Origin of the sequence: Oceanimonas sp. GK1 (assembly GCF_000243075.1) — a bacterium.
GTDB lineage: Bacteria > Pseudomonadota > Gammaproteobacteria > Enterobacterales > Aeromonadaceae > Oceanimonas.
The window spans coordinates 396,212-420,816 of sequence record NC_016745.1 but is presented as its reverse complement, the minus strand read 5'-3'; the positions used below and the strand labels follow the sequence as shown (position 1 = coordinate 420,816).

25 protein-coding genes are annotated in these 24,605 nt (G+C 62.2%); 8 read left to right on the top strand and 17 right to left on the bottom strand.

Going from position 1 to position 24,605, the window contains the following annotated elements; translation table 11 throughout:
• Window positions 1–55 precede the first annotated feature (55 nt).
• From GU3_RS02070 to GU3_RS02050, 5 genes are read left to right on the top strand one after another with little or no spacing between them, the layout of a single operon-like run.
• Window positions 56–928, top strand: coding sequence for a LysR substrate-binding domain-containing protein (locus tag GU3_RS02070; protein ID WP_014290901.1), 873 nt, complete (start codon window positions 56–58; stop codon window positions 926–928).
• A 52-nt stretch (window positions 929–980) separates the two neighbouring features.
• Complete coding sequence (locus tag GU3_RS02065) at window positions 981–1,910, top strand: metal ABC transporter substrate-binding protein (RefSeq protein ID WP_014290900.1); 930 nt, start codon at window positions 981–983, stop codon at window positions 1,908–1,910.
• A complete protein-coding gene (locus tag GU3_RS02060) occupies window positions 1,907–2,803 on the top strand; it encodes a manganese/iron ABC transporter ATP-binding protein (protein WP_014290899.1) in 897 nt (298 codons plus the stop codon). Before GU3_RS02065 ends, GU3_RS02060 begins: the two co-directional genes overlap by 4 nt.
• Entirely contained in the window at window positions 2,787–3,641 is an 855-nt protein-coding gene (locus tag GU3_RS02055) for a metal ABC transporter permease (protein WP_014290898.1), read from the top strand. Before GU3_RS02060 ends, GU3_RS02055 begins: the two co-directional genes overlap by 17 nt.
• Window positions 3,641–4,477 (top strand): metal ABC transporter permease, encoded by an 837-nt coding sequence (locus GU3_RS02050; protein WP_014290897.1) that lies wholly within the window; start codon window positions 3,641–3,643, stop codon window positions 4,475–4,477. The genes GU3_RS02055 and GU3_RS02050 overlap by 1 nt, the downstream gene beginning before the upstream one ends.
• Before the next feature lie 25 nt (window positions 4,478–4,502).
• On the opposite strand, the gene GU3_RS02045 is transcribed toward GU3_RS02050, so the two are convergent.
• Window positions 4,503–5,084, bottom strand: coding sequence for a TetR/AcrR family transcriptional regulator (locus GU3_RS02045; RefSeq protein WP_014290896.1), 582 nt, complete (start codon window positions 5,082–5,084; stop codon window positions 4,503–4,505).
• A gap of 143 nt (window positions 5,085–5,227) precedes the next feature.
• On the opposite strand from GU3_RS02045, the gene GU3_RS02040 reads away from it, so the two are divergent.
• Window positions 5,228–6,274, top strand: coding sequence for an alkene reductase (locus GU3_RS02040; RefSeq protein ID WP_014290895.1), 1,047 nt, complete (start codon window positions 5,228–5,230; stop codon window positions 6,272–6,274).
• 38 nt (window positions 6,275–6,312) lie between these two features.
• Here GU3_RS02040 and GU3_RS02035 read toward each other — a convergent pair whose 3' ends face one another.
• The 16 genes from GU3_RS02035 to azu form a co-directional block, all read right to left on the bottom strand.
• On the bottom strand, window positions 6,313–7,950 hold the full coding sequence (locus GU3_RS02035) for a methyl-accepting chemotaxis protein (protein WP_014290894.1): 1,638 nt from the start codon (window positions 7,948–7,950) through the stop codon (window positions 6,313–6,315).
• A 121-nt stretch (window positions 7,951–8,071) separates the two neighbouring features.
• Entirely contained in the window at window positions 8,072–9,391 is a 1,320-nt protein-coding gene (locus GU3_RS02030; protein WP_014290893.1) for a type II toxin-antitoxin system HipA family toxin, read from the bottom strand.
• Window positions 9,391–9,657 (bottom strand): helix-turn-helix domain-containing protein, encoded by a 267-nt coding sequence (locus GU3_RS02025; RefSeq protein WP_014290892.1) that lies wholly within the window; start codon window positions 9,655–9,657, stop codon window positions 9,391–9,393. Before GU3_RS02025 ends, GU3_RS02030 begins: the two co-directional genes overlap by 1 nt.
• A 140-nt stretch (window positions 9,658–9,797) precedes the next feature.
• Window positions 9,798–10,016, bottom strand: a complete 219-nt coding sequence (locus GU3_RS02020; protein ID WP_014290891.1) for a hypothetical protein — start codon at window positions 10,014–10,016, stop codon at window positions 9,798–9,800.
• A 21-nt stretch (window positions 10,017–10,037) separates the two neighbouring features.
• A complete protein-coding gene (gene mnmE / locus GU3_RS02015) occupies window positions 10,038–11,399 on the bottom strand; it encodes a tRNA uridine-5-carboxymethylaminomethyl(34) synthesis GTPase MnmE (RefSeq protein WP_014290890.1) in 1,362 nt (453 codons plus the stop codon).
• Window positions 11,400–11,520: 121 nt separating this feature from the next.
• On the bottom strand, window positions 11,521–13,182 hold the full coding sequence (gene yidC / locus GU3_RS02010) for a membrane protein insertase YidC (RefSeq protein WP_014290889.1): 1,662 nt from the start codon (window positions 13,180–13,182) through the stop codon (window positions 11,521–11,523).
• Between the two features lie 4 nt (window positions 13,183–13,186).
• The gene (yidD, locus tag GU3_RS16685) at window positions 13,187–13,432 is read right to left on the bottom strand and encodes a membrane protein insertion efficiency factor YidD (protein ID WP_014290888.1); all 246 of its coding nucleotides are present in this window, start codon (window positions 13,430–13,432) and stop codon (window positions 13,187–13,189) included.
• On the bottom strand, window positions 13,393–13,755 hold the full coding sequence (gene rnpA, locus GU3_RS02005; protein ID WP_014290887.1) for a ribonuclease P protein component: 363 nt from the start codon (window positions 13,753–13,755) through the stop codon (window positions 13,393–13,395). The genes yidD and rnpA overlap by 40 nt, the downstream gene beginning before the upstream one ends.
• Window positions 13,755–13,889: a 50S ribosomal protein L34 gene (rpmH, locus tag GU3_RS02000; RefSeq protein ID WP_014290886.1), complete on the bottom strand. Its 135-nt coding sequence runs from the start codon at window positions 13,887–13,889 to the stop codon at window positions 13,755–13,757. Before rpmH ends, rnpA begins: the two co-directional genes overlap by 1 nt.
• Window positions 13,890–14,137: 248 nt before the next feature.
• Window positions 14,138–14,878 (bottom strand): amino acid ABC transporter ATP-binding protein, encoded by a 741-nt coding sequence (locus GU3_RS01995; RefSeq protein ID WP_014290885.1) that lies wholly within the window; start codon window positions 14,876–14,878, stop codon window positions 14,138–14,140.
• Window positions 14,879–14,888: 10 nt separating this feature from the next.
• Window positions 14,889–15,554: an amino acid ABC transporter permease gene (locus tag GU3_RS01990; protein WP_014290884.1), complete on the bottom strand. Its 666-nt coding sequence runs from the start codon at window positions 15,552–15,554 to the stop codon at window positions 14,889–14,891.
• 2 nt (window positions 15,555–15,556) lie between these two features.
• On the bottom strand, window positions 15,557–16,315 hold the full coding sequence (locus GU3_RS01985) for an amino acid ABC transporter substrate-binding protein (protein WP_014290883.1): 759 nt from the start codon (window positions 16,313–16,315) through the stop codon (window positions 15,557–15,559).
• 185 nt (window positions 16,316–16,500) lie between these two features.
• A complete protein-coding gene (locus tag GU3_RS01980) occupies window positions 16,501–17,445 on the bottom strand; it encodes a LysR substrate-binding domain-containing protein (protein ID WP_014290882.1) in 945 nt (314 codons plus the stop codon).
• A 27-nt stretch (window positions 17,446–17,472) separates the two neighbouring features.
• Complete coding sequence (locus tag GU3_RS01975; RefSeq protein ID WP_014290881.1) at window positions 17,473–19,482, bottom strand: CocE/NonD family hydrolase; 2,010 nt, start codon at window positions 19,480–19,482, stop codon at window positions 17,473–17,475.
• A complete protein-coding gene (locus GU3_RS01970) occupies window positions 19,466–21,055 on the bottom strand; it encodes a BCCT family transporter (protein ID WP_014290880.1) in 1,590 nt (529 codons plus the stop codon). Before GU3_RS01970 ends, GU3_RS01975 begins: the two co-directional genes overlap by 17 nt.
• Before the next feature lie 268 nt (window positions 21,056–21,323).
• The gene (gene azu, locus GU3_RS01965) at window positions 21,324–21,776 is read right to left on the bottom strand and encodes an azurin (protein ID WP_014290879.1); all 453 of its coding nucleotides are present in this window, start codon (window positions 21,774–21,776) and stop codon (window positions 21,324–21,326) included.
• 326 nt (window positions 21,777–22,102) lie between these two features.
• Between azu and dnaA the strand changes: the two genes are divergently transcribed.
• Window positions 22,103–23,491, top strand: a complete 1,389-nt coding sequence (gene dnaA / locus GU3_RS01960; RefSeq protein WP_014290878.1) for a chromosomal replication initiator protein DnaA — start codon at window positions 22,103–22,105, stop codon at window positions 23,489–23,491.
• A 12-nt stretch (window positions 23,492–23,503) separates the two neighbouring features.
• Window positions 23,504–24,604 carry a DNA polymerase III subunit beta gene (gene dnaN / locus GU3_RS01955; protein ID WP_014290877.1) on the top strand — a complete coding sequence of 367 codons (1,101 nt, stop codon included), beginning with the start codon at window positions 23,504–23,506 and terminating at the stop codon, window positions 24,602–24,604.
• Window position 24,605: the final 1 nt, after the last annotated feature.

Genomic DNA, 24,605 nt, shown 5'->3' with positions numbered 1-24,605 from the left:
AGCCACTTCGTTTATAATATCCAAATGATTTAAAGCCACTGTTTGGAAAAACTAAATGATCACCCTGAAACAACTGCAGGTGTTTGCCAGCATTGCCCGCCACGGCAACCTGGGGCTGGCGGCGGACGAGGTGTGTCTGAGCCGGGGGGCCCTGTCTCAGTCCCTGGGCGAGCTGGAGCGGCGGCTCGGCAGCCCGCTGTTCGACCGGGTGCACCCCCGGCTGCAACTGAACGATCAGGGGCGGCGGCTGCAACCCCTGGCGGAAGACGTGCTCGGCCGGGTGGCGGACATCGAGCGGCAGTTTGCAGGTGGCGGCGAGCTCACCGGCAGCCTGCGCCTCGGCGCCAGCCAGACCATTGGCAATTACCTGCTGCCGGCGCTGCTGGCCCGCCAGCCCTGGCTGCAGGCTGCCGTCACCATTACCAATACCCAGACCCTGTGCGACATGGTGGCCCGCTTTGAGCTGGACATGGCGTTGATCGAGGGGGAAAACCGCCACGCCGATCTGGAAACCCAGGACTGGCTGCAGGATGAAATGCAGATCGTCGCCGCCCCCTCTCATCTACTGGCGGGGCAGCCGAAGCTGACGCCCGCCTGCCTGGCCGGCTGCGACTGGGTATTGCGGGAACCCCGCTCCGGCAGCCGGGAACAATTCGACCGCCAGCTGGCGCCGCACCTCAACCGCATGGGCAAAATACTGGAGCTGAATACGCCGGAAGCGGTGATGCAGGCGGTGGAGCAGGGGCTGGGGCTGGCGCTGATCTCCCGGCGGGCGGCGGCGGACCGGCTGGCCCGGGGGCGGTTGGTGGTGATTGATGTGGGCCTTGAGCTGCCGCGCACCCTCAGGCTGGTGTGGCACCGGCACAAGTATCACTCCGCCCTGCTGCGCCGGTTTGTGGAGATGTGCCGGGCACCGCCGGCTCCCTGAGGCTGGCCGGAACACCGCCCAGACACCATTATAAAGAAACAAGGGAGGGGCCATGACCGATTGCATTACTGCGTTTATCACCAGGTGTCTGCGGGCCGGGCTGGGAGGGCTGGCGCTGCTGGTGGTGCTGACGGCACTGCCGGCGAGCGGCCAGGAAAAATTCCGGGCGGTGACCACCTTTACCGTGATCGCCGACATGGCGCAAAACGTGGCCGGCGAGGCTGCCGTGGTGGAGTCCATCACCAAGCCCGGTGCCGAGATCCACGAATACCAGCCCACCCCGGGCGACCTGCTGCGCGCCCACGGCGCGCAGCTGATCCTGTCCAACGGCCTGAACCTGGAGCTGTGGTTCGAGCGTTTTTACCAGAACCTGGGCCAGGTGCCCGAGGTGGTGGTGAGCAAGGGCATAGTGCCTATCAGCATTGATGACGGCCCCTACCGCGGCAAGCCCAACCCCCATGCCTGGATGTCGCCGGACAACGCCCTCATTTACGTCGACAACATTCTCGCCGCCTTTGTGAAATACGATTCGGCCAACGCCGACACCTACCGGGCCAATGCCGAGGCCTACAAGGCGCGCATCATCGCCGACACCGCGCCCTTGCGGGCCCTGTTTGCCCGCCTGCCCGCGCACCGGCGCTGGCTGGTGACCAGCGAAGGGGCTTTTTCCTACCTGGCCCGGGACTACGGCCTGAAGGAGCTGTACCTGTGGCCGATCAATGCGGATCAGCAGGGCACGCCCCAGCAGGTGCGCCGGGTGATTGATACCGTGCGTGAGCACCGCATTCCGGCGGTGTTCAGCGAAAGCACCATTTCCGACAAACCCGCCCGCCAGGTGGCCCGGGAAACCGGCGCCCGTTATGGCGGTGTGCTTTACGTCGACTCCCTGAGTGAGCCGAACGGCCCGGTGCCCAGCTACCTCGACTTGTTGCGGGTCACCTCCAGCACCATTGCGCACGGGCTGGCCGAGGGGCTGGAATGAGCACCATCGACACCCTGGCGGCCACCCCCGACGGCGCCGGCATGGTGGTGCAGCAGGTCACCGTCACCTACCGCAACGGCCATACCGCCCTGCGCGACGCCAGCTTTCACCTGCCCCTGGGCACCATTGCCGCCCTGGTGGGGGTGAACGGCTCCGGCAAGTCGACCCTGTTCAAGGCCATCATGGGCTTTGTGCGGCTGGCGAGTGGCGATATTCGTGTGCTGGGCCAGCCGGTGGCGGCGGCGCTGCGGGGCAACGCGGTGGCCTATGTGCCTCAGTCCGAGGAGGTGGACTGGCATTTTCCGGTGCGGGTGGAGGATGTGGTGATGATGGGCCGCTACGGCCACATGGGCCTGCTGCGCCGGCCGAAAGCCGCGGATCATCAGGCGGTGGCCCGGGCGCTGACGCGGGTGGGCATGAGTGAGCTGCGTCATCGCCAGATTGGCGAGCTCTCCGGCGGCCAGAAAAAGCGGGTGTTCCTGGCCCGGGCCCTGGCCCAGGACAGCCAGGTCATTCTGCTCGACGAGCCCTTTACCGGGGTGGACGTAAACACCGAGGATCGCATCATTACCTTGCTGCGGGAGCTGCGCGACGAGGGCCGGGTGATGCTGGTCTCCACCCACAACCTGGGCTCGGTGCCCGAGTTTTGCGATCGCACCGTGCTGATTAAGGGCACCATACTGGCCCACGGCACCACCAAAGACACCTTCAATCAGGCCAACCTGGAGCTGGCCTTTGGCGGCGTACTGCGCCATTTCATGCTCACCGGCCATACCCTGCCCATTGGCGTGATCAGCGATGACGAGCGGCCGTTGATCATCGAGGGGGGGCGGGTGCAGAGCCGGGACAGCCAGAGCAAACGCAGGGAGGACGAGGATGGCGGCCCTGCTTGAACCCTTTGGTTACGGCTACATGGTCAACGCCATCTGGGTGTCGGCGCTGGTGGGCGGCGTGTGTGCCTTTCTGTCCTGCTACCTGATGCTCAAGGGCTGGTCGCTGATCGGCGATGCCCTGTCTCATTCCATTGTGCCCGGGGTGGCCGGTGCCTACCTGCTGGGGCTGCCGTTTTCCCTCGGCGCCTTTGTGGCGGGCGGGCTGGCTGCCGGCGCCATGCTGCTGCTGCGCCAGCGCAGCCAGCTCAAGGAGGACGTGATCATCGGCCTGATTTTTTCAGGCTTTTTCGCCCTGGGGCTGTTCATGATGTCGCTCAGGCCCATGGCGGTGAATATTCGTACCATAGTGCTCGGCAATATTCTGGCCATCGATCCCGCCGACATGGTGCAGTTGGTGATCATCGGGGTGGTGTCGCTGGCCGTGCTGCTGTGCAAATGGAAGGATTTGCTGGTGGTGTTTTTCGATGAGCACCACGCCCGCTCGGTGGGCATCCATCCCGTTCGCCTCAGGCTGCTGTTCTTTACCCTGCTGGCGGCCTGTACGGTGGCGGCCATGCAGACGGTGGGGGCGTTTCTGGTGATCTGCATGGTGGTCACCCCCGGGGCGACCGCCTACTTGCTGAGTGACCGCTTTCCGGTGCTGCTGCTGATCGCCGTGGGTCTGGGGGCCGTCACCAGCGCCCTGGGGGCTTATGCCAGCTACTTTCTTGACGGGGCCACCGGTGCCCTGATCGTGGTGCTGCAGACCCTGCTCTTTCTGCTGGCCTTTTTATTCGCCCCCAAGTACGGCTACCTGGCCGCCCGCCGGCGCGCAGCCGAGGCCCGGGGGGCACAGTGATGATGGATGCATTGCTGATGCCCCTGCAGTTCGCCTTTATGACCAAGGCTCTGCTGATTGCGGCCCTGCTCGCGGTGCCGACGGCCTTGCTGTCGTGTTTTCTGGTGCTCAAAGGCTGGGCGCTGATGGGCGACGCCATGAGCCATGGGGTGTTTCCCGGCGTGGTGCTGGCCTATATGGCGGGCATGCCGCTGGCGCTGGGAGCCTTTGGCGCCGGCATGATCTGTGCCCTCGGCATCGGCTTTCTCGCCGCCAACAGCCGCATCAAGCAGGATACCGTGATGGGCATCGTGTTCTCGGGCATGTTCGGGCTGGGCCTGCTGCTTTATGTCAGCATCAGCACCGAGGTGCACCTGGATCATATTCTGTTTGGCGACATGCTGGGAGTGGGCCAGCGGGACATTATTGAAACCGCGGCGGTGGCGCTGCTGACGGTGCTGGTGCTGATCATCAAATGGAAGGATTTTTTGCTGCATGCCTTCGATCCGGTGCAGGCGAGGGCGGTGGGGCTGAAAGTGACCTGGCTGCACTACGGCCTGTTGTGCCTGCTGACCCTGACCATAGTGGCGGCGCTAAAGTCGGTGGGCATTCTGCTGGCCATCGCCATGCTGATTGCCCCCGGCGCCACCGCCCTGCTGCTGACCTGCCGCTTTGGCCTGATGCTGCTGTGGGCGGTGCTGGCGGCGGTGTGCGCCTCCCTGGCCGGCGTGTACCTGTCGTTTTTTATCGACAGTGCCCCGGCACCCACCATAGTGCTGCTGATGATGCTGCAGTTTCTGCTGGCGCTGGCGGTCTGTGGGCGCCGCCCCGGGGTGAAGGGCGCGGCCGGCCAATAACGGCTAGGGCCAGCGCGGCCTTGGTTCAGGCCGCTGGCTGCAGCGCCGCCAGCAGCCGGGCGGCGGTTTCCTGCAGGCAATCCGGCGCCGGATGCTGGTGGGCGTAGGTACGCAGGCCGTAGATGCCGACTATCAGCAGCCGGGCCAGCTGCTCCGGGCTGGCGTCGGTGCGGGCTTCGCCGGCCTGCTGGGCCTGTTCCAGAGACCGGGCCAGCCACCGCTCCAGATCGTCCAGCAGGCCGCCCAGGCGCCGGGCGATGTCGGCGTCCTGCTCGTTCAGCTCCTGCAGGGCCTTGGTCAGCAGGCAGTCCATGGAGTCGCAGTGGCGGGTTTCTTCCACCACCTGCGCCAGGTAGCGCTGCAGGCCGGTAAAGGGCGAGACGCCCTCGAAGCAGGCCTCCAGCGCCCGCTGCCGGTCGGCCACATAATGATCCACCGCTGCCAGCAGCAGCCCCTTCTTGTTGCCGAAGGCGCAGTAGATACTGCCCGGGTGCAGCCCGGTGGCGGCCACCAGATCCTGCATGGTGGTGGCGGCAAACCCCTTGTGACGAAAGGCCTGCATGGCGGACCGTAAAACGTGGTCCCGATCGAAACTGGCTGTGCGCATCATTGTCCTCCCCGCTGGCTCTCTAGTGTAACCCCGCCGGCGGTTTCGGCCAAAACACACTTGAATGAGCATTCAAATAACCCTTGAAAAGTGCCGGTCGCGCCCCTATCTTGAATAGGCATTCAAATTAACGGGAGCCCTTTATGTCTGCTCATCAATCCTTGTTCGAACCCTGTGTACTGAACGCCAGCCTGACCCTGGCCAACCGCATCGTCATGGCGCCGCTGACTCGCTGTATGGCCGGCCCCGGCCTGGTGCCGACCCAGGCCATGGCCGATTACTACGGTCGCCGGGCCGACGCTGGCCTGATCATCAGCGAGGCCACCATTATTCGGCCCGATGGCCAGGGTTATCCGGACACCCCTGGCATCTACACCCAGGCGCAGATCGAGGGCTGGAAAAGGGTGACCGACGCGGTCCATGCTGAGGGCGGAAAAATTTTCCTGCAGTTGTGGCATGTGGGCCGCCTGGCCCATTCCCATTTTTCCGGCGAGCAGCCGGTGGCACCCAGCGCCATCGCCTTTGAGGGCACGGTGCCGCGCATGCGCGATCTGAGCTACGAAACACCCAAGGCACTGGCACGGGAGGATATTGCCCGGCTGGTGGAGGACTACGCTCAGGCGGCGGAAAACGCCATGGCCGCGGGGTTTGACGGGGTGGAAATTCACGGCGCCAACGGTTACCTCATCGATCAGTTCCTGCATTTCGACACCAACCATCGCGACGACGACTACGGCCGGACGCCGGAAAACATGAGCCGCTTCGCGCTGCAGGTGGTCGATGCGGTGGTGGCCCGGGTGGGCGCCGAGCGTACCGGCCTGCGTCTGACGCCGGGCGCCTATACCCACATGGCGGCGGACGCCCGGGACCGGGAGGTGTTCGATTACCTGCTGGCCCGGCTCAACGAGCGGGAGCTGGCCTACCTGCATCTGGGCATTTTTGACGACAGCCTGACCTTCGACTTTCTCGGCGGTCGCGCCAGCGAATATCTGCGCCGCCATTACAGTGGCACCCTGATCGGCGTGGGCGGGCTCACCCCCGAGCGCGCCGGCGAGGGGCTGGCCCAGGGCAAATTCGATCTGGCCGCCATCGGCCGGCCCTTTATCGCCAACCCGGACTATGTGCGCCGGGTGCAGCAGGCCGAGCCGCTGGTGGACTATCACCAGGACATGCTGGCCGAGCTGGTGTAATCACGGGGCCGTCGCCCTGGCGGCGACGGCCTGCTTGCTCAGTGCCCGGCCAGGCTGAATTTCTGCACCAGCCGGTGCAGGTTGCCGGCCAGGGATTCCAGCTCCTGAGAGGCGGACGAGGTATGGCGGGCGCTGCCGGCGACCTGGTCCGACATGCGGTTGATGCCGGCCAGGCTGCCGTTGAGCTCCGCCGCAACCGCACTCTGCTGCTCGGTGGCGGTGGCGATCTGCATGTTCATCGCCGTCATTCGCGCCACCGCCTCGCTGATCTGCTGAATGGAGTCCGCCGCGTGGCGGGCTTCCTGTACTCCCCCCTCGATAATCTGCTGACTGTTGTCCATGGCCTGGGTCACGGCTTGTGCCTGCTGCTGCAGGCTGCTGATGGTCTGGTTGATCTCCGCGATCGACTGCTGGGTGCGCTGGGCCAGGTTACGCACTTCCTCCGCCACCACCGCAAAGCCCCGGCCCGACTCCCCGGCGCGGGCCGCCTCGATGGCGGCGTTGAGCGCCAGCAGGTTGGTCTGCTCGGCAATGTCGCTGATAACCCGGGACACCACGCCGATGCGGGCGCTGTCCTGCTTCAGCGCCAGTGCCAGGGCGCCGGCCTGGCCGATTTCCCGGGCGGCCATTTCCACCTGGCGGGTTGACTGCAGCACCACCCGGTTGCTCTGCTCGGTTTGATCCGCCGCCTCGCGGGCCGCACCGGCCGCATTCTGGGTATTGAGCGCCACGTCGCGGAAGGTGGTTTCGAGCTGGTGCATGGCGTCGGCGATACGGGCGATTTCCTGCTGCTGGTCATCCAGGGCGCCGGAAGACTCGGCCGACATCTGGCGCAGTTGTACGGTGGCGCCGCCCAGGCGGTCGAGGCTGGTGGAAATTTCCTGCACCAGATCGTGAATGCCGGCCTGCATGTCGATAAAGTCGCCGGCGGCCTTGCCCAGCTCATCCCGGGAGAAGTGACGGCGATCGAGCCGGTCGCCGAGCCGGCCGTTCTTCACCTTTTCCATCTGGGCGTTGAGCCGCGCCAGGGGCAGGCGGATCCGGCGGTTAATGATGATGCCCATGGTCAGCATAAAGGCGGCGAGCAGCAGGCACAGCACCAGCACCATGACGCTGATGTGGTCGATCACCGCCGATTCCCTGTCCTTGATGGCCTCCGCCTCGGCGGCGATCAGCCGCTGGGTGTCGCCGAGCAGGGCGACGATGGCATCGAAGGGCGCCAGCATGTCGGTCAGCATCTTGACCCGGGCCGCGTCTATGTTGCCCGCGTCGATCAGCCCGATGTAATCGTCCTGCATGCCCTTGTAGGCGGTGATGCGGCGGCGGAAATCGTCGATAAAGGCGCGCACCTCGGGGCTGTCGGCCTGGCGCTGCATGGCCTCCAGGTAACGCTCCACCTGCTGATCGTTGTGGTTGATCTTGGCCAGGATGTCGGCGTGCTCGCGCCGGTCGGTGGTGAGGCCGTAGTCGAGGGCGAAACGGCGGTAGGTGACGGTGCTGTAACGCAGGTTGGAAATGGTCTGCAGCAGGCTGATGTTGCGTTCTACTATGCTTTCCATCTGCCGCTGTATGCCCTGCATGGACAGGTAGACATAAAAGCTGAAGGCCAGAACCGCCAGCAGCATGGCGCCAAACGAGGCGGTAAGCAGTGTCTTGATGGATAAACGCGCGATCATGTCCTTGACTCCCGAAATGGTGGTTTCGGGAGTATAAGTAAAGGTTATTTAAAGCTTAAATACATATAACCTTTGGAATTGATTGCTCATAACGATGAGTCCTGCCGGTATGCTCGGTTGTTCAATCTCTGCCGGGCGTCAGCCGGGCAGATCTGGCTTTTACCCCTTCCAGTATTGAATCACGAATGTGAACGGGGAAGTCGTTTGGCAACTGCTTGCTGACCTTGTCGATGGCAGTATCAACCGAGCCTGCTACTTCCGCCAGAATGGTCGCCATAGCCTCCTGAGAAAAGCCTACTGCTTTGGCTGTCTGGAAGAAGTGTCTTGGAAAGATTTGCTCAATGCCGTACTTCCTGCCTTTCGTACCTTTGAGACCCATGGCCAGTTTGGCATCGCGTGGATGAAGACCTCTGCCACCAAACACCGGGTACATGGAAAGAATGTCGTAGAAAGGGGTCAGGCGAAAGCGGCCATCGGACTCAATGAACACGGAAAAGTTCTTGGCATGGCCATCTGTTGCGGCCAGCAGCCAAAACAATACCTGTGCTTTCATGAACCGATAGCGGTCTTGCTCGGCATTGGCCGAGCCCAGCAGGTAGGACATGATCTCTGCAATGCCTGGTCCACCATGAGTCTCGTACTTCCGTGCCGATGGGACGTTCAGTACCTGGCAAAAGTCCTCCTGCGGCAAGCGCATAAGCCAGCTGCCATCCGATGCATATTTACGGTCAAAACGCTCAACAGCCAGAGCCTTGATGCTGCCCACCTGCATCATGAAGCAGGTGGGCACCGGCAATCCAAACTCTCGTGCCAGCAAGGTACAGAGATACTCGTTTTCGACACTGTCGGACAGGTCAATGGCGTATGAGTGGCTTTCTATCCTGCCGATAGGCAGCTTGATGATATGGGTTGTTGGTGTGGCATTACGGGGCTGGCACCATTTATCCCCCAGGAGCAGCAGTGCCGTTTTCTCCTGGGCACCGGCGATGGAAATCCGAAAGTCTTTTGCTTCCTCGATCATCCCCAGAGGAGCACCCGCCTGATAGCCGGTCAGCACTTTTTCCAGCTCTTTGTCGGACAACACCTTGTATTCCATTTTTCGAATATCGCCGGGGGGAATGCCTTGGGGCAACAGTTGCAGGGCACCCACAGTGTCGGCCCCGACCTTGGACAGCAAATCGAAAGGTTGGGTTGAGTTTGCGTGGTATCTGGCAAGGATCCGGTTCCTGACGTCAGGCGTATCAGGTAACAGGTTGTCAAAGAAGTTGTATGCTTCACTCCCTTGATACGTCTGATGACGCAGTGGCATGGACAGTGATATCGGACGGCTTCCTGGCAAGCGTAGCCAGGCCTCGTTGTATTTGAAGTGATGGGCACCTGAGCCGGTTCGGGTGAAAACGCCCACCCGGTAACCGTTCATGTAGACATCCAGCGCTGCCATTACCACTCTTCCTTCCAGCCTGCAGATGCATTGTTACCTGCGTCTGCGCCAGTGGTATTTCGTGGCTGAACCGTCAGCTCCAGCTCCAATGCCGACAGGATCTTGAATAAGGTCTCCAGTTTGGTGGTATCCGGGTGCAGTTCAAAGTTGGAAACCGTGTCCTGCCGGATCCCCACTTTGCCGGCCACCTTACCCTGGGAAAGCTTCTGGGTGAGCCTGACATCTTTCATGTAAGCGCTGAGCTGATGGGCACTAGTGATTTTCATGGCTGGGCTACCTGGAAGAGCTGATACCGTTACATTACACTCTATAGCAGGTATATCAAAATTTACACTTTATAGCGGGTAAAAATACTATTACACGCTAAAGCCGTTAATTTTGTCATTATGGGTTATGGCGGGTAGATTTACAGCGGTGATCTCTGTTCCGACGGGACAAACCGGGGCCGTTCCATGGCCTTATTGAACAGTCTAAAATCCAGTGCTTGGGCCAGCAGGGCTGCCTTTTCACGTTCCAGTTCTGCCAGCCGAGTGTCGATTGCGTTGAGCTCATCCTTAATGGAGATAGTGACGCCCTCCTGGTTGCCGCGTTGTGACAAATGGCGGGCAAGCTGCCCGCGCTTCATAAACGTGCCAGCAAGGGTGTTCTATTTCCCAATGCAGAACGACGAGAAAATCCGGCCCAGCAGATCGTCGGAGGTGAACTCGCCGGTGATCTGGCTGAGCTGCTCCTGGGCCAGGCGCAGCTCCTCCGCCACCAGCTCGCCGGCCATGTACACCTCCAGTTGTTCCCTGGCCATGATCAGGTGCTGGTCGGCGTGGTGCAGGGCATCCAGATGGCGCTGGCGGGCGCTGAAGCCGCCTTCGCCGCCGCCCTGAAAGCCCATGCAGGCCTTGAGGTGCTCCTTGAGCGCTTCTACCCCTTCGCCGGTGCGGGCGGAGATAGGGTACACGGGGTGTTCGCCATCGCTGCTGACGATGAGCGGCTCGCCAGTGAGATCCGCCTTGTTGCGCACCACGGTGAGGCCAATATGGGTCGGCAGCCGGTCAACGAAGTCGGGCCAGATGTCCTTGGGGTGCCGCGCCTGGGTGGTGGTGCCGTCCACCATAAACAGAATGCGGTCGGCCTGTTCTATTTCGGCCCAGGCCCGCTCGATGCCGATGCGTTCCACCGCGTCGCTGGCCTCGCGCAGGCCGGCGGTGTCGATGATGTGCAGGGGCATGCCGTCCAGGTGAATGTATTCCCGCAGCACGTCCCGGGTGGTGCCGGCGATGTCGGTGACGATGGCCGATTCCTTGCCGGCCAGGGCGTTAAGCAGGCTGGATTTGCCGGCGTTGGGCCGGCCGGCGATCACCACCTTCATGCCCTCGCGCATGATGGCGCCCTGGCGGGCTTCCCGCTGTACCTCGGTGAGCCGGTCCATGATGCCGTAGAGCTCGCCGGCAATTTTGCCGTCGGACAGAAAGTCCACTTCCTCGTCGGGAAAGTCGATGGCCGCTTCCACGTAAATGCGCAGGTGAGTGAGCGCTTCCACCAGGCCGTGTACCCGGGTGGAGAACTCGCCCTGCAGCGACTGCAGCGCCGAACGGGCGGCCTGCTCGCTGGAGGCTTCAATCAAGTCGGCAATGGCCTCGGCCTGGGCCAGATCCAGCTTGTCGTTGAGAAAGGCGCGCTCGCTGAACTCGCCGGCCCGGGCCGGGCGCAGGCCGGGCAGGGCCAGAATGCGGCGCACCAGCATGTCCAGCACCACCGGGCCGCCGTGGCCCTGGAGCTCGAGCACGTCTTCGCCGGTGAAGCTGTGGGGGCCCTTGAACAGCAGGGCGATGCCCTGGTCCAGCACGGTGCCCTGCTCATCTTTGAACGGCAGGTAGTCGGCATAACGTACTTGGGGCACGCGGCCGAGCACGGCTTGAGCCACGGCCTCGGCCTGGGGGCCCGAGACGCGAATAATGCCGACGCCGCCGCGTCCGGGGGCGGTGGCCTGAGCGACGATGGTGTCGTTGGGCATGGGTTCTGTTACTCCGGAATGTACGCTGTTCGGTTCAGTATGGCGGTGATGCCCGCTCAATAAAAAAGGCGGCCCTCAGGCCGCCCAGTGTATTGCGTTAACGCCGCTCAGGCCAGTGGCCTCAGGACGTGGCCTTGCTGTGCAGGCCCTTCTTCTCCAGCTGGCGGAAGATATACCACTGCTGGGAGATGGTGACCACGTTGCTCACCAGCCAGTACAGGGTCAGGCCGGCGGGGAACCACAGGAAGAAGAAGGTAAAGATGATGGGCATGAACTGCATCACCTTCTGCTGCATCGGATCGGTGATGGTGGTCGGGCTCATCTTCTGGATCACGTACATGCTGGCCCCCATCAGAATGGGCAGCACGAAGTAGGGATCGCGCACCGACAGATCGTCAATCCACAGCATGAAGGGGGCGTGGCGCAGCTCAACGGATTCCATCAGCACCCAGTACAGGGAGATAAAGATGGGCATCTGAATGAGGATGGGCAGACAGCCGCCGAGCGGGTTGACCTTTTCCTTCTTGTACAGCTCCATCATGCCCTGGGACATCTTCTGGCGGTCGTCGCCGTAGCGCTCGCGCAGGGCCACCAGCTTGGGCTGCAGCATGCGCATCTTGGCCATGGAGGTGTACTGGGCCTTGGTCAGCGGGTACATGATGGCGCGCACCACGAAGGTGGTGAGGATAATGGCCAGACCCCAGTTAACAGCAAAGCTCTGCAGGAACTGCAACAGCTTGAACAGCGGCTGGGCAATGAACCACAGCCAGCCGTAGTCCACGGTCAGATCCAGGTTGGGAGCCACCACGGCCATTTCATCCTGCAGCTTGGGACCCAGCCACAGCTTGGCAGACAGGCTCTGCTCGGCGCCCGGCGCGACCGTGGCAACCGGCGCCTTGAAGCCGATGATGGCCTGGCCCTGGTTGTTCAGGAAGCGGGTGTAAAGCTGGTTCTCGCCATTTTCCGGGGCCACCCAGGCGGACACAAAGTAGTGCTGCAGCATGCCGACCCAGCCGCCTTCGGTGGTCTGGTTGAGGTTGGCTTCACGCACATCCTTGAAGTCGTACTTGCTGTAGCGGGTCTCGCTGGTGGAGTAGGCCGGGCCGCGGTAGGCGGAGGCCATCAGCATGCTGCCGCCATCGTCACCGGGCTTGGTCTCGCTCTGCTTGAGCTGGGCGTAGAGCTGGGTCTGCACCGGCTGGTCGCTTTGGTTGTTGATGTCGTAGTTGACACCCACCACGTAGCGGCCGCGCTCCAGAGTAAAGGTTTTGGTGAAAGTGACACCTTCGGCGTTGGTGAAGGTCAGCGGCACGCTCAGGCTGTCCTGGCCTTCGGCCAGACGGTATTCACGCTGCTCGGTCTGGTAGACCGGGCGGCCATCGGCTTGGCCGTCGGGGCCGTCACGACCGATAAGCCCGCTCTGGGCCACGTTGACGAAGTTGGCGCCATTGCTCAGCAGCACGAACTTGTCGTCGGAGTTGAGCTCGTCGTCATGCTCCAGCAGCGCGGCGCGGACGATATCGCCACCCTGGGTGTCGATGGTCAGCTCCAGGGTGTCGGAGGCAATGGTCACCAGCTGGCGGCTGGCCGCCACGGGGGCCTCGGCAGGTACTTCACCGCCGGCCTGGTCCGACTCGGGAATAAAGCTGTCATCGCCCGGGCTAGTCTGGGTGCTTTGCTGCGCCGTCTCTGGCTGGGGCGCCTTATCCGTCTGCCACTGTTGCCAGATGAGAAAGCTCACCAGCAGCAGCGCAATAACAAGTATGTTGCGTTGGGATTCCATAGTGTCAGTTTCTTCGCTTTGTCGGGACCGGATCGTGGCCGCTTGGACCTAAAGGGTGGCATTTTAATAGACGTTTGATGGTTAACCAACCGCCTTTTGCAAAACCGTGGAGCTGAATGGCTTCAATGGCGTATTGAGAGCAGGTGGGAGTAAAGCGGCACCTGGGGCCGAGCAGGGGACTGAGAACCAGCTGATAGAGCCTGACCAGCCCTATGCCGAGTCTTTGCAGCGGCGAGAGAGGGTGCGCCATAGCCTTTCCAGCAGCTCGAACAATTCGTCGTTGGGCACGTCTCCGATCCCTTTCTTGGCGATCACCACGATATCGACCGAAGGCAGCTTGTGTTGCCGAAGACGAAAGGATTCGCGTGCTACCCGCTTTACCCGGTTACGCCACACGGCACGCTTGAGCGCCTTTTTGGGCACGGCAAGACCGAGTCGGGGATGTTCCAGACCATTGGGTTTGGCCAGCAGGGTAAGGTGGGGGGAGGCGGCTCTGACGGGGTTGTCGAAGACGTTTTTGAATTGAGCGGGAGTTAACAGACGTAACTCCCGTGAAAAGGCATGCCGGGCCATTAGGCGCTCAGACGGGCACGACCTTTGGCGCGGCGGGCAGCCAGTACCTTGCGACCGTTTTTGGTGGCCATGCGGGCACGGAAACCGTGGCTGCGCTTGCGCTTCAGATTTGAAGGTTGAAAAGTGCGTTTCATTGTTATTACCGCTTCAGTTAACTGTACAGTTTGACCGCCATGGCGAAATGCCGTGCACTCACCGAGACGACCCATAAAAGAGGCCGAATTCTAAACAGTTAAGTGCGTGTCGTCAATCGACATGGCATGAATACCGAGCCGATGGCGTTGCATGCAGAGCCGACCGGATCGATCCCGGATCCGAAAGGATCGCGGGGCTGGCATTATACTCACGCCAGCCGCGTTGGCAACCACCAGCCGTTGCCGTGTCAGCTGGCGGGCAGCACCTTGCGCAAAAAGGCGCGGGTGCGCGGATCCTGCGGGTTGGTGAGCAGCTCACTGGGCGGGCCCTGCTCCACGATGCGGCCGCCATCCATAAAGATCACCCGGTCGGCCACGTCCCGGGCAAAGCCGATTTCGTGGGTCACCACCACCATGGTCTGGTGCGCCAGGGCCAGCTTTTTCATCAGCCCCAGCACTTCGTCTACCCATTCCGGATCCAATGCCGAGGTGGGCTCGTCAAACAGCATGACATTGGCGTGGCTGGCCATGGCCCGGCCGATGCCCACCCGCTGCTGCTGGCCGCCGGACAGCGACGAGGGATAGGCGCCGGCCTTGTCGGCCAGGCCGATGTCACCCAGAATGCGCCGCGCTTCCGCCCGGGCCTCGGTTTTGGGCTTCTTCCATACGGTGATCAGCCCCTCGGCGATGTTGTCGAGGGCGGTCTTGTTGGCGAACAGGGCATAGTTCTGGAACACGAAGGAAGTGCGCTTACGCAGCTCAATGGCCTGCTTGCCGCTGTGTTTCGCCAAGTCAATGGCAAAGCCGTCTATCTCCAGGCTGCCGGCCTCGGGGGTTTCCAGCAGGTTGAGGCAGCGCAGCAGGGTGGATTTGCCGGTGCCCGAGGGCCCCAGGATCACCACAATTTCGCCCTTGCCGATGTCCAGGCTGATGTCGTTCAGTACCGTCTGGCCGTGATAGACCTTGGTCAGATTGCGTAACTTGATCATGTTGCCTCGGTCAGTAAGCCGCATTCAGGCGGCGCTCCAGCCGGCCCTGCAGGTGGGTAAAGAACACCACCACCGCCCAGTAGATCAGCGCCACGGCGATGAAGGACTCAAAGAACTTGAAGCTGCTTGAGGCTTCCTTCTGGGCCGACGCCATGATCTCGGCCACCCCCAGGGTAAAGGCCAGTGACGTGCTCTTGATCATGTCGATGAAGTAGTTCATCAGCGAAGGCGTGGCGATGCGCGCCGCCTGGGGCAGGATAATGCGCTTCATCGCCTGGCCCCGGGTCATGCCGATGCTCATGGCCGCTTCCATCTGGCTTTTGTGAATGCCCATGATGGCGGCGCGGATCGACTCGGCCATGTAGGCGGCGAAGTGCAGGGTCAGGCCGATCACCGCGGCGGTAAAGGCGTTCATGCCAATGAATATCGGAAAAATCTGGGGCAGGCCGTAATACAGCAAAAACAGCTGCACCAGCAGGGGCGTGCCGCGGAAAAACGAGATAAACAGCCGGGCCAGGGCATTCAGCCCCGGCAGCTCAAAGGTTCTGATCACCGCCAGGGTGCCGGCGATGATCAGCGCGAAGACAAAGCCCAGCAGCGCCATTTCCATGGTGGTGCCCAGATACCTGAACAGGATGGGAAACAGCGCCAGGGTGTAGTCGAGATCGAACTGCATGCTTAGTTACTGGTGATGTCGGCGTTCAGCCATTTCTCGGAAATGGCCTTGAGGGTGCCGTCGGCACGCATCTCGGCCAGCGCCTGGTTCACCTCGGCCAGCAGCGCCTGCTGCTCGGGCGACTTCACGAAGGGAAAGGCGTTTTCCATGGTTTCAAAGGGCTTGCCGGCCAGTTGCAGGGGCAGGCCTGCCTCGTTGATCAGCTGAGCGGAACCGACTCTGTCCATCACAAAGGCATCAATCCGACCCAGGGCCACGTCCTGCTCCAGGTTGGTCTCGTAGGTGATGATATTGATTTCGTTGTTGGTGTCGTGCTTGCGCATCAGCTGTTCGAAGTTGGAGCCCAGGTTGACCGCCACCTTCTTGCCCTTGAGATCCTCCAGACCCTGAATGCTGTCGTTGCCCTGCCGCACCACGATCTGCGCGCCGTCATACACGTACGGGTCTGCGAAGTCGTACTTTTCCAGCCGCTCCGGGGTAATGGTGATCTGGTTGGAAATGGTGTCGATGCGGCCGGTGTCAAGCATGCCGAACAGGCCGGAGAAGTTGGTGGTAACAAACTCCACGTCCCGCCCGATGCGTTTGCCAATCTCGTTCCATACGTCCACTTCAAAGCCCTGCAGCTCGTCCTGCTTGACGAAGGTAAAGGGGAAATAGCGGCCGGACATGCCCACCTTGACCGGATCGGCGGCCATGGCGGGAGCGATAAGGGTGGCGGACAGGGCCAGGGCGGCGCCCAGGCGGCGAAGGGATGCGAACATGATAACTCTCCTTATTATGAATCCGGACGAAAGTAACAGCGCCCGGCATCACTACAGCATAAATGACGGGGGCCTTTTTATACCAGCCGGGGTGATGAGGCCAGCATTTTACAGGCTTTTGAGCGGAAAAGGGCCCGGTCGGCCACGGTGGCCAGAGATGCTGAGCTTGCCGAAAAGGTGAGGGCTTACTCCGGCAGCAACCAGTGCATAAACTGGCGGGCGGCCACCGAAACATGACGATGGCTGGGCTCGAGCAGGCACAGATAGCCCCGGCTGGCCATGCTGTCGGGCAGGGCCTGCACCAGGGCGCCTTCCTGCAGGTAGGGCTGCAACAGCCGCTCCCAGCCCAGAATGATACCCTGGCCGGCCAGGGCCGCCTGCATCAGCAGCAGGTAGCTGTTGGCCTTGAGGGTGTGGGCCGGCGTGTGCCAGGGCTGTTCAATGCCGGCAAACCAGTCCCGCCAGGTGAGCCAGTCGTGGTAGTGATCTTCCAGCTCCAGCAGGGTGTGCCGTGCCAGCATTTGTCCTGGCCCGGCAATGGGGCCGTGTTGTTGCAGGTAGGCGGCGCTGCACAGGGCGACGACCCGCTCCGGGCCAAACACCGGTCGAATGCGTACCCCTTCCGGTTCCCGCTCTCCGGGCAGCAGGTAATAGAGCGCCAGATCGAACTCGCTGGGATCGAGCCGGCGGGGGTCTTCGGCGGTGAGAATGCGAATGTCCAGCTGCGGGCATGCCCGCTTCAGCTCGGGCAGCCGGCGGGTCAGCCACATGGAGGCCACGGTGGGGCTGGAGGCCAGGGTCAGCTGCAGGCTGCCCTGGCGCCGGGTGAGCTCGGCGGTGCCGCTGGCCAGTTCCCGCAGCAGGCCCTGCACCAGCTCGAAATAACGCTCGCCCGCCGGGGTCAGCGCCACCCCCAGTGCGTCGCGCATGAACAGCGGCCGGCCCAGACATTCCTCCAGCCGTTTGATCTGCCTGCTGATGGCGCTCTGGGTCAGATTGAGTTCGGCGGCGGCCTGGGTAAAGCTGCGGCGGCGGGCCGCCGCCTCAAAGGCCTGCAGGCAGTTGAGGGGCGGCAGTGGCGAGATCCGTTGAGACATGGCGGTGCGGGCAAGGCTGTCAAATACAGTCACTACTCTACCCCCGTCGGCCGGTGATGGCTACTGGGCCCGGCGCGGAATGCGATAGTCCCAGTGTTTGTCGTTCACGGGCTCGTCGTTGAGCCAGGCCTGCTGGCGGGCACTCAGATAGTAGTAGTGCTCGTCCCCCGTCATGCTGAGCCGGCTTTCCACCCTTACCTGCCAGTCATCCCGGCCGGCCCGGTACAGCCACTCAATGTCGGCCCGGGTGGCATCGGGATCGTAAGGCCGGGCGCGGTACTCTTCGGTGGCCTTTTGCTCCACCCAGAAGCCGTGGTCGAGAAAGCGGTAGGTGCCCATGTCGTCATCCACCCGCAGGCACACCTCGCCGCTGGCCACGTCTTCGGTGATGGTGCGTTTGGGGGCGGGCTCGCGCAGATAGTCCATGTTCACCGGCGGTGCCGACTCGGGCGGCTGGAACGGGTTGTCGATGGGCTCGCCCTCAAACACCGGCAACAGCAACTGCTGGGTGCCGGGGGCCAGGGTCAGGGTGGTCAGCTTGCGGCTGGGCCACAGCAGTGGGAAATGCGCGGTGGCAATGGCGACCCGCAGCCGGTGGCCGGCGGGTACCTTGTAGCCCATGTTATCGAGCACCACTTCAAAGGCCATGTTCTCGCCCGGCACCGGCGGCGTGTATTGGGCGCGGTCGTGGCGCAGGCTCAGGTTGAGGGTGCCGTAGCTGACCAGGGTGGCGCGGCCGTCGGGGGCGACATCGCTCAGGCGTACCGTGACCTGGCCACAGTCCTGATCCACCGCACCGGTCAGGCGCACCCTGGGGTTGCCCAGCAGCGACAGGGGCTCGCGCAAGGGGGCGCTGTCAAAGCACAGCGACTGGGCGTCGTCCCGGCGTTGATCGGTGGGAAAATCCGGGCCGAACCAGATGGCGCAGTATTCGCCGCCGTGCACCCCCGTGGTCAGCGGCGAGCAGATGGAGGCGGCCTCGGTCAGCGAGTGCTCACCCTCGCACAGGCCGCCATCGGCCAGGCTGAAGGTTTTGGTGTTGACCTCCCGGGCGGGCCAGGCGTCGGTCTGCACCCAGTCACCGGCGCGGTGGGCGCTCATGGCCACCGGTGGCTGCGGCTCCTGCAGGTAGAAGGTGCACTCGGGCTCGTCCATGATGCCGGTGTCGATGTCCTTGAGCCAGTGATCCCACCAGCGCAGGGCTTCCTGCAAAAAGCCGATGGCCGGATCGGGAATGGCGAAGTGGGGATACTTGTGGATCCAGGGGCCGATCAGCGCCTTTTTCGGGCAGGTCAGGTGTTCCATCATGCGCACCGGGGTATTGCGGTAGGCATCCCCCCAGCCGCCGATGCAGTAGACCGCCGCCTCAATGTCGGCATAGTTCTCGCAAATGGAGCCGTGTTGCCAGTAGCCGTCCCGAGTGCCGTGCTCCACCCAGGGATGGGCCAGCAGCGGCATGTTCTCAAGCCGGTATTTCCAGCGGTCCAGCCAGTCGTCCCCCACCAGCCGGGGGTCGGGCACGGCGGCGGAAAAGCTCAGCATGGTGGCGGCCCAGCCCAGGTTCTCCAGCAGCAGGTTGCCGCCCTTGAAGTGCACGTCGTCGGCGTAGCGGTCGTCGGTGGAGCAGAGGGTGATGATAGCCTTCAGCGGCGCGGGTCGGCGCGCCGCCAGCTGCAGGCTGTTAAAGCCGCCCCAGGAGATGCCCATCATGCCCAGCTTTCCGCTGCACCAGGGCTGGCGGCTGATCCAGTCGATCACCTCCAGGGCGTCGTCCTGCTCCTGCTGGAGGTATTCATCCAGCATCAGGCCGTCGGACTCGCCGTTGCCGCGAATGTCCACCCGCACGCAGGCATAGCCATGACCCGCCAGGTAGGGGTGGGTGAGGGCGTCGCGCACCGCGGTGCCGTCGAGCTTGCGATAGGGCAGGTACTCCAGAATGGCGGGCACCGGGTTTTGCTCCGCGTCTTCCGGCAGCCAGATGCGGGCCGCCAGTCGGGTGCCGTCTTTCAACGGGATCAGGGTGTGCTCTATTTCGCGTACGCGATAGGGAAATTCATGCCTGATGTGCATTTGCCGGAATTCCTTCGATGGTGGATGAATGAATGGCGCCGGTGGGGTGCGCGGCGGCAGTCACCAATGCCGGGTTGGACAGCCAGTGCCAGAGTGAGCCGCTGGCCAGCAGTATGATGAACATGGCGGGCAAGCCGCCCAGGTTGGACAGCATCTTGATGCCGTCGATGCCCACAAAGGACACCATCACCCAGGACACGGTGCCGATCACCGTGCCCCAGAGCACCTTGATGCCCAGGCCGCTGTTGAGATCGCTGTCGGCGGTCAGTCCCTGTGTGCACAGGCCGCCGATGGCATCGGTGTTGGAATCGGCGGCGGTCACGTAGGAAACAAAGGCGATAAACAGCAGCAGCGCTATCATCAGCGGGCTGCCCGGCAGTTGCTCAAAAATGTGGTACAGCACATGCTCCACGCCCTGGCTGTTGAGCACCTCGTTAAGACCGGCGGCCTGCTGCAGATCCAGGTAGAGGGCGGTGCCGGAGAAGATGCAGATCCAGACGATGGCGAACAGCGCCGGATACACCAGATTGATGCGAATAAATTCCCGCACCGTGTAACCCCGGGCGATTTTGCCCAGGAACAATGCGGTGACCGGGGCCCAGGCGAACCACACCGCCCAGTAGAAGATGCTCCACCACTGGGGCCAGGCATCATTGGCGGCGGCGCCGGTAAACAGGCTGCGGGAGAAGAAGGTGTCCAGATACAGGCCCAGGGACTCGGTGCCCAGGGCGACCATAAAGGCGCTGGGGCCCAGGCAGGCCATAAACACCCCGAGGAACAGCAGCAGCCAGGCGTTGAGCGCCGACATGCGGGCAATGCCTTTCTTCAGGCCGCTGGCGGCGGAGAACACAAAGGTGGCCACGATCAGTGCAATGATCACGCCCAGGCGCAGCGGGCTGGTGTCGCCGCCCAGATATTGGCCGGCGCCGCCGGCCAGGGTGAGGGCACCGGTACCCAGGGACGAGGCCATGCCGGCCACCAGGGCGTAGAGGGCGATGGCATCGATCAGGCTGCCGAAACGGCGGGTCAGGCCCGGGCCCAGCACCGGCTCCAGCATACTGCCGATGGAAAAGCGCTTGCGCTGGTTATAAAAGGCCAGGGCAAACACCAGGGAAGGAATGGTGTAAATGGCATAGGGGGTAAAGGACCAGTGCAAAAACATGGTGGCCATGGCAAAGCGCGCCGCCTCGGGCGAGCCGGCCGCCAGGCCGCTGCTCTCGGGTGGGCCAAACAGATGATAAAGGGGCTCGGCGGTGGTCCAGAACAGCACGCCCACCGCCAGGGTGGTGCACAGGGTAATGGAAAACCAGCGCCAGCGGCTCAGCAGCGGCTCTGCCCGATCGCCGCCGATGCGAATACGGCCCAGGGGCGAGCAGTAGACCACCACCGCCAGCACCAGCAGGTAGAGGCTGCCCAGGCTGAACAACCAGGAAAAGTTATCGAGAATGGCACCGTTCAGCGACTTGGTGGTGGCGAGAAAGGTTTCCAGATCCAGGTAGCTGGCAACCAGGGCACCGAGTAGCAACAAAAAGGTTGGCCAGAACACCAGCGGCCGTATATTGGTCAGTAACATAAAGAATCACTCCATGACGGGATACTGCATATCCAGTTGATTCTGTTGTAAACAGGGCCGAATCGATTGGAAAATGATCAGCTATTTCAACATTCGCTGTCAGTGTGCAGAGTCAGCCCTTATGGCTCAAATGACATATGATCATGAGGATATGATCCCAAAGCATGAGATGAGGCAGCGAACGCTGGCTCTGGCAGGGGAAAGGGCGAAACAAATAAAAATGCCGGCGGTGGCGCCGGCATGGGTAACGCGAGTCGTGCAGCGAGGTTTACTCGGTGATCACGAACTTGCCCTTCATCACGCCAATATGGCCGGGGAAAGAGCAGAAATAGCTGTAGTCGCCTCCGGCGGTCATGCCCTCGGTGCTGAAGGTGATGGTGCTGCTTTCGCCGCCGCCGATCAGGTCAGTGTGAGCGATAATGCGTTCGTCACTGGTGTCGAGATAGTCGTTGTCGGCACCGGCATTGATGCCGGCAGTGGCGATGGGCTGCATGTGGGCGGTTTCGCTCAGTACCCAGTTATGGCCCATGACGCGTTTGTCCAGATTACCGGTGTGGTTCAGGGTCAGGGTCACTTCTTTGCAGCTGGCGGGGACGCTCAGCTCCTGCTGATCAAACTGCATGGCGTCGTTGCCATTAATGGTCAGGTTGCATTCATCGGCCAGGGCGGGCAGGGCCGCAGACAACAGCACCAGGCCAGCCAGGGACTTAACAATGTTCATACCGTGCACTCCTTGATCGTCATGATGGAACTATCGGAAACCCCCGCAGGAGGGGCGATCCATACCTTGGCACAAGGTGATAATAATTATCAATACCTTGTTAGTAAGGATCCCGTGACCGGCAGGGATCCTTGTTGCCACCCCCAGTATACAAAATGTGCGTAGCTTGTTTATAAAAACGAGGATCCTGTGCATCAAGTTGTGATTTACTCACAGAAGTCAAGGATCATATTTTTCAGGATCGGCGCGATCCGGCTAGAGATCCTCAGGGCTGGCAAGTAGAATGATCCCCCCCTTGATTGATCCCTTTTGTTTCAGGAGTTCGAATGAGCGCTATGCTTTGGCAGCAGTGTCTTGCCCGGCTACAGGACGAATTGCCTTCCGCGGAATTCAGCATGTGGATCCGGCCGCTGCAGGCGGAGCAGGGCGACGACACCCTGACCCTGTTCGCCCCCAACCGCTTTGTGCTCGACTGGGTGCGGGACAAATACCTGATCCGCATTAACGGCCTGCTGGGCGAGTTTTGCGGCAACCAGTGCCCCCAGCTCAAGTTTGAGGTGGGCAACAAGCGCGCCCAGGTCAATCTGATGGCCAGCAGCGCCGGTCAGGGCAATGGCAGCAGCAAGCCTCAGGCCCGGCCCCAGCTGGTGCCGTCCTGGAGCGAGCAGGCGGACGACAAGCCCAGGATCAATCACAAGAGCAACATGAACACCAACTATACCTTTGACAACTTCGTTGAAGGTAAGTCGAACCAGCTTGCCCGGGCCGCCGCCCGCCAGGTGGCCGACAACCCGGGCGGCGCCTACAACCCGCTGTTTCTTTACGGTGGTACCGGCCTGGGCAAGACCCACCTGCTGCACGCGGTGGGCAACGGCATTCGCGAGCGCAAGGCCGATGCCCGAGTGATCTACATGCATTCCGAGCGCTTTGTGCAGGACATGGTCAAGGCGCTGCAAAATAACGCCATCGAGGAGTTCAAGCGCTACTACCGCAGCGTGGACGCCCTGCTGATCGACGACATTCAGTTCTTCGCCAACAAGGAACGCTCCCAGGAGGAGTTTTTCCACACCTTCAACGCCCTGCTCGAAGGCAACCAGCAGATCATTCTGACCTCGGATCGTTATCCCAAGGAGATCGACGGGGTGGAGGACCGGCTCAAGTCTCGCTTTGGCTGGGGCCTCACGGTGGCGATCGAGCCCCCCGAGCTGGAAACCCGAGTGGCGATCCTGATGCGCAAGGCCGCCGAAAACAAGATCCACCTGCCCGACGAAGTGGCCTTCTTTATTGCCAAGCGGCTGCGTTCCAACGTGCGCGAGCTGGAAGGGGCGCTGAACCGGGTGATTGCCAACGCCAACTTTACCGGCCGCTCCATCAATATTGACTTTGTGCGCGAGGCGCTCAGGGATCTGCTGGCGTTGCAGGAAAAGCTGGTGACCATCGACAACATTCAGAAGACGGTGGCCGAGTACTACAAGATCAAGGTGGCGGACCTGCTGTCCAAGCGCCGCTCCCGCTCCGTGGCCCGACCCCGCCAGCTGGCCATGGCCCTGGCCAAGGAGCTGACCAACCATTCCCTGCCGGAAATCGGTGACGCCTTTGGCGGCCGGGATCACACCACGGTGCTGCACGCCTGTCGCAAAATTGGCCAGCTGCGGGAAGAGAGTCATGATATAAAGGAAGATTATTCCAACCTGATTCGAACCCTGTCTTCCTGATCGGAGAGCCCCATGCAGTTTACCATCAGCCGCGAAGCCCTGTTGCGCCCCCTGCAACTGGTATCCAGTGCCCTGGGAGGCCGGCCCAACCTGCCGATCCTCAACAATATTCTGCTGAGCGTCGGCGACGATGCCCTGTCGATGACCGGCACCGATACCGAGGTGGAAATGGTGGCCCGGGTGCCGCTGGACGGGGCGGTGACCGCCGGCCGCACGACGGTGCCGGCGCGCAAGTTGCTGGATATCTGTCGTGGCCTGCCCGACGGTGCCGAACTGACCTTCAGCCAGGAAGGTGATCGCCTGCTGCTGCGCTCCGGTCGCAGCCGCTTTAACCTGTCCACCCTGCCGGCGGAAGACTTTCCCAATATCGAGGAATGGTCATCGGAGCTGGAGTTCGACATCAATCAGCTGGCACTGAAGAAGCTGATCGAAGCCACCCAGTTCTCCATGGCCATTCAGGATGTGCGTTACTACCTCAATGGCATGCTGTTTGAGACCGACGGCTCCAGCCTGCGTACCGTGGCCACCGACGGTCACCGCCTGGCCACCTGTCAGCGCGAGCTGGAGCAGGCGCTGCCGGCCCAGCAGGTGATTGTGCCGCGCAAGGGGGTGCTGGAGCTGGCCAAGCTGCTGGAGCACGAGGATCAGGACGTGCGTCTGCAGGTGGGCAAGAACAACCTGCGCGCCGTGACTCAAGGGTTTATCTTTACCTCCAAGCTGGTGGACGGCCGTTTCCCGGACTACCGCCGGGTGCTGCCCCGGGAGAGCGACAAGACCCTGATTTGCGATCGGGAAGGGCTGAAGCAGGCCTTTACGCGGGCGGCCATTCTGTCCAACGAGAAGTTTCGCGGCGTGCGCCTCAACCTGCAGGATCAGACCCTGAAGATCACCGCCAACAACCCGGAGCAGGAAGAAGCGGAAGAGGTGCTGGATGTGCACTACGAGGGCAGCGACCTGGAGATTGGCTTTAACGTCTCCTATGTGCTCGACGTGCTCGGTACCCTCAAGTCGGAGCAGGTGAAGATCAGCCTGAAGGATGCCAGCAGCAGTGGCCTGATCGAGGCCCAGGACAACGGCGATGCCCTCTACGTGGTGATGCCCATGCGGCTGTAAC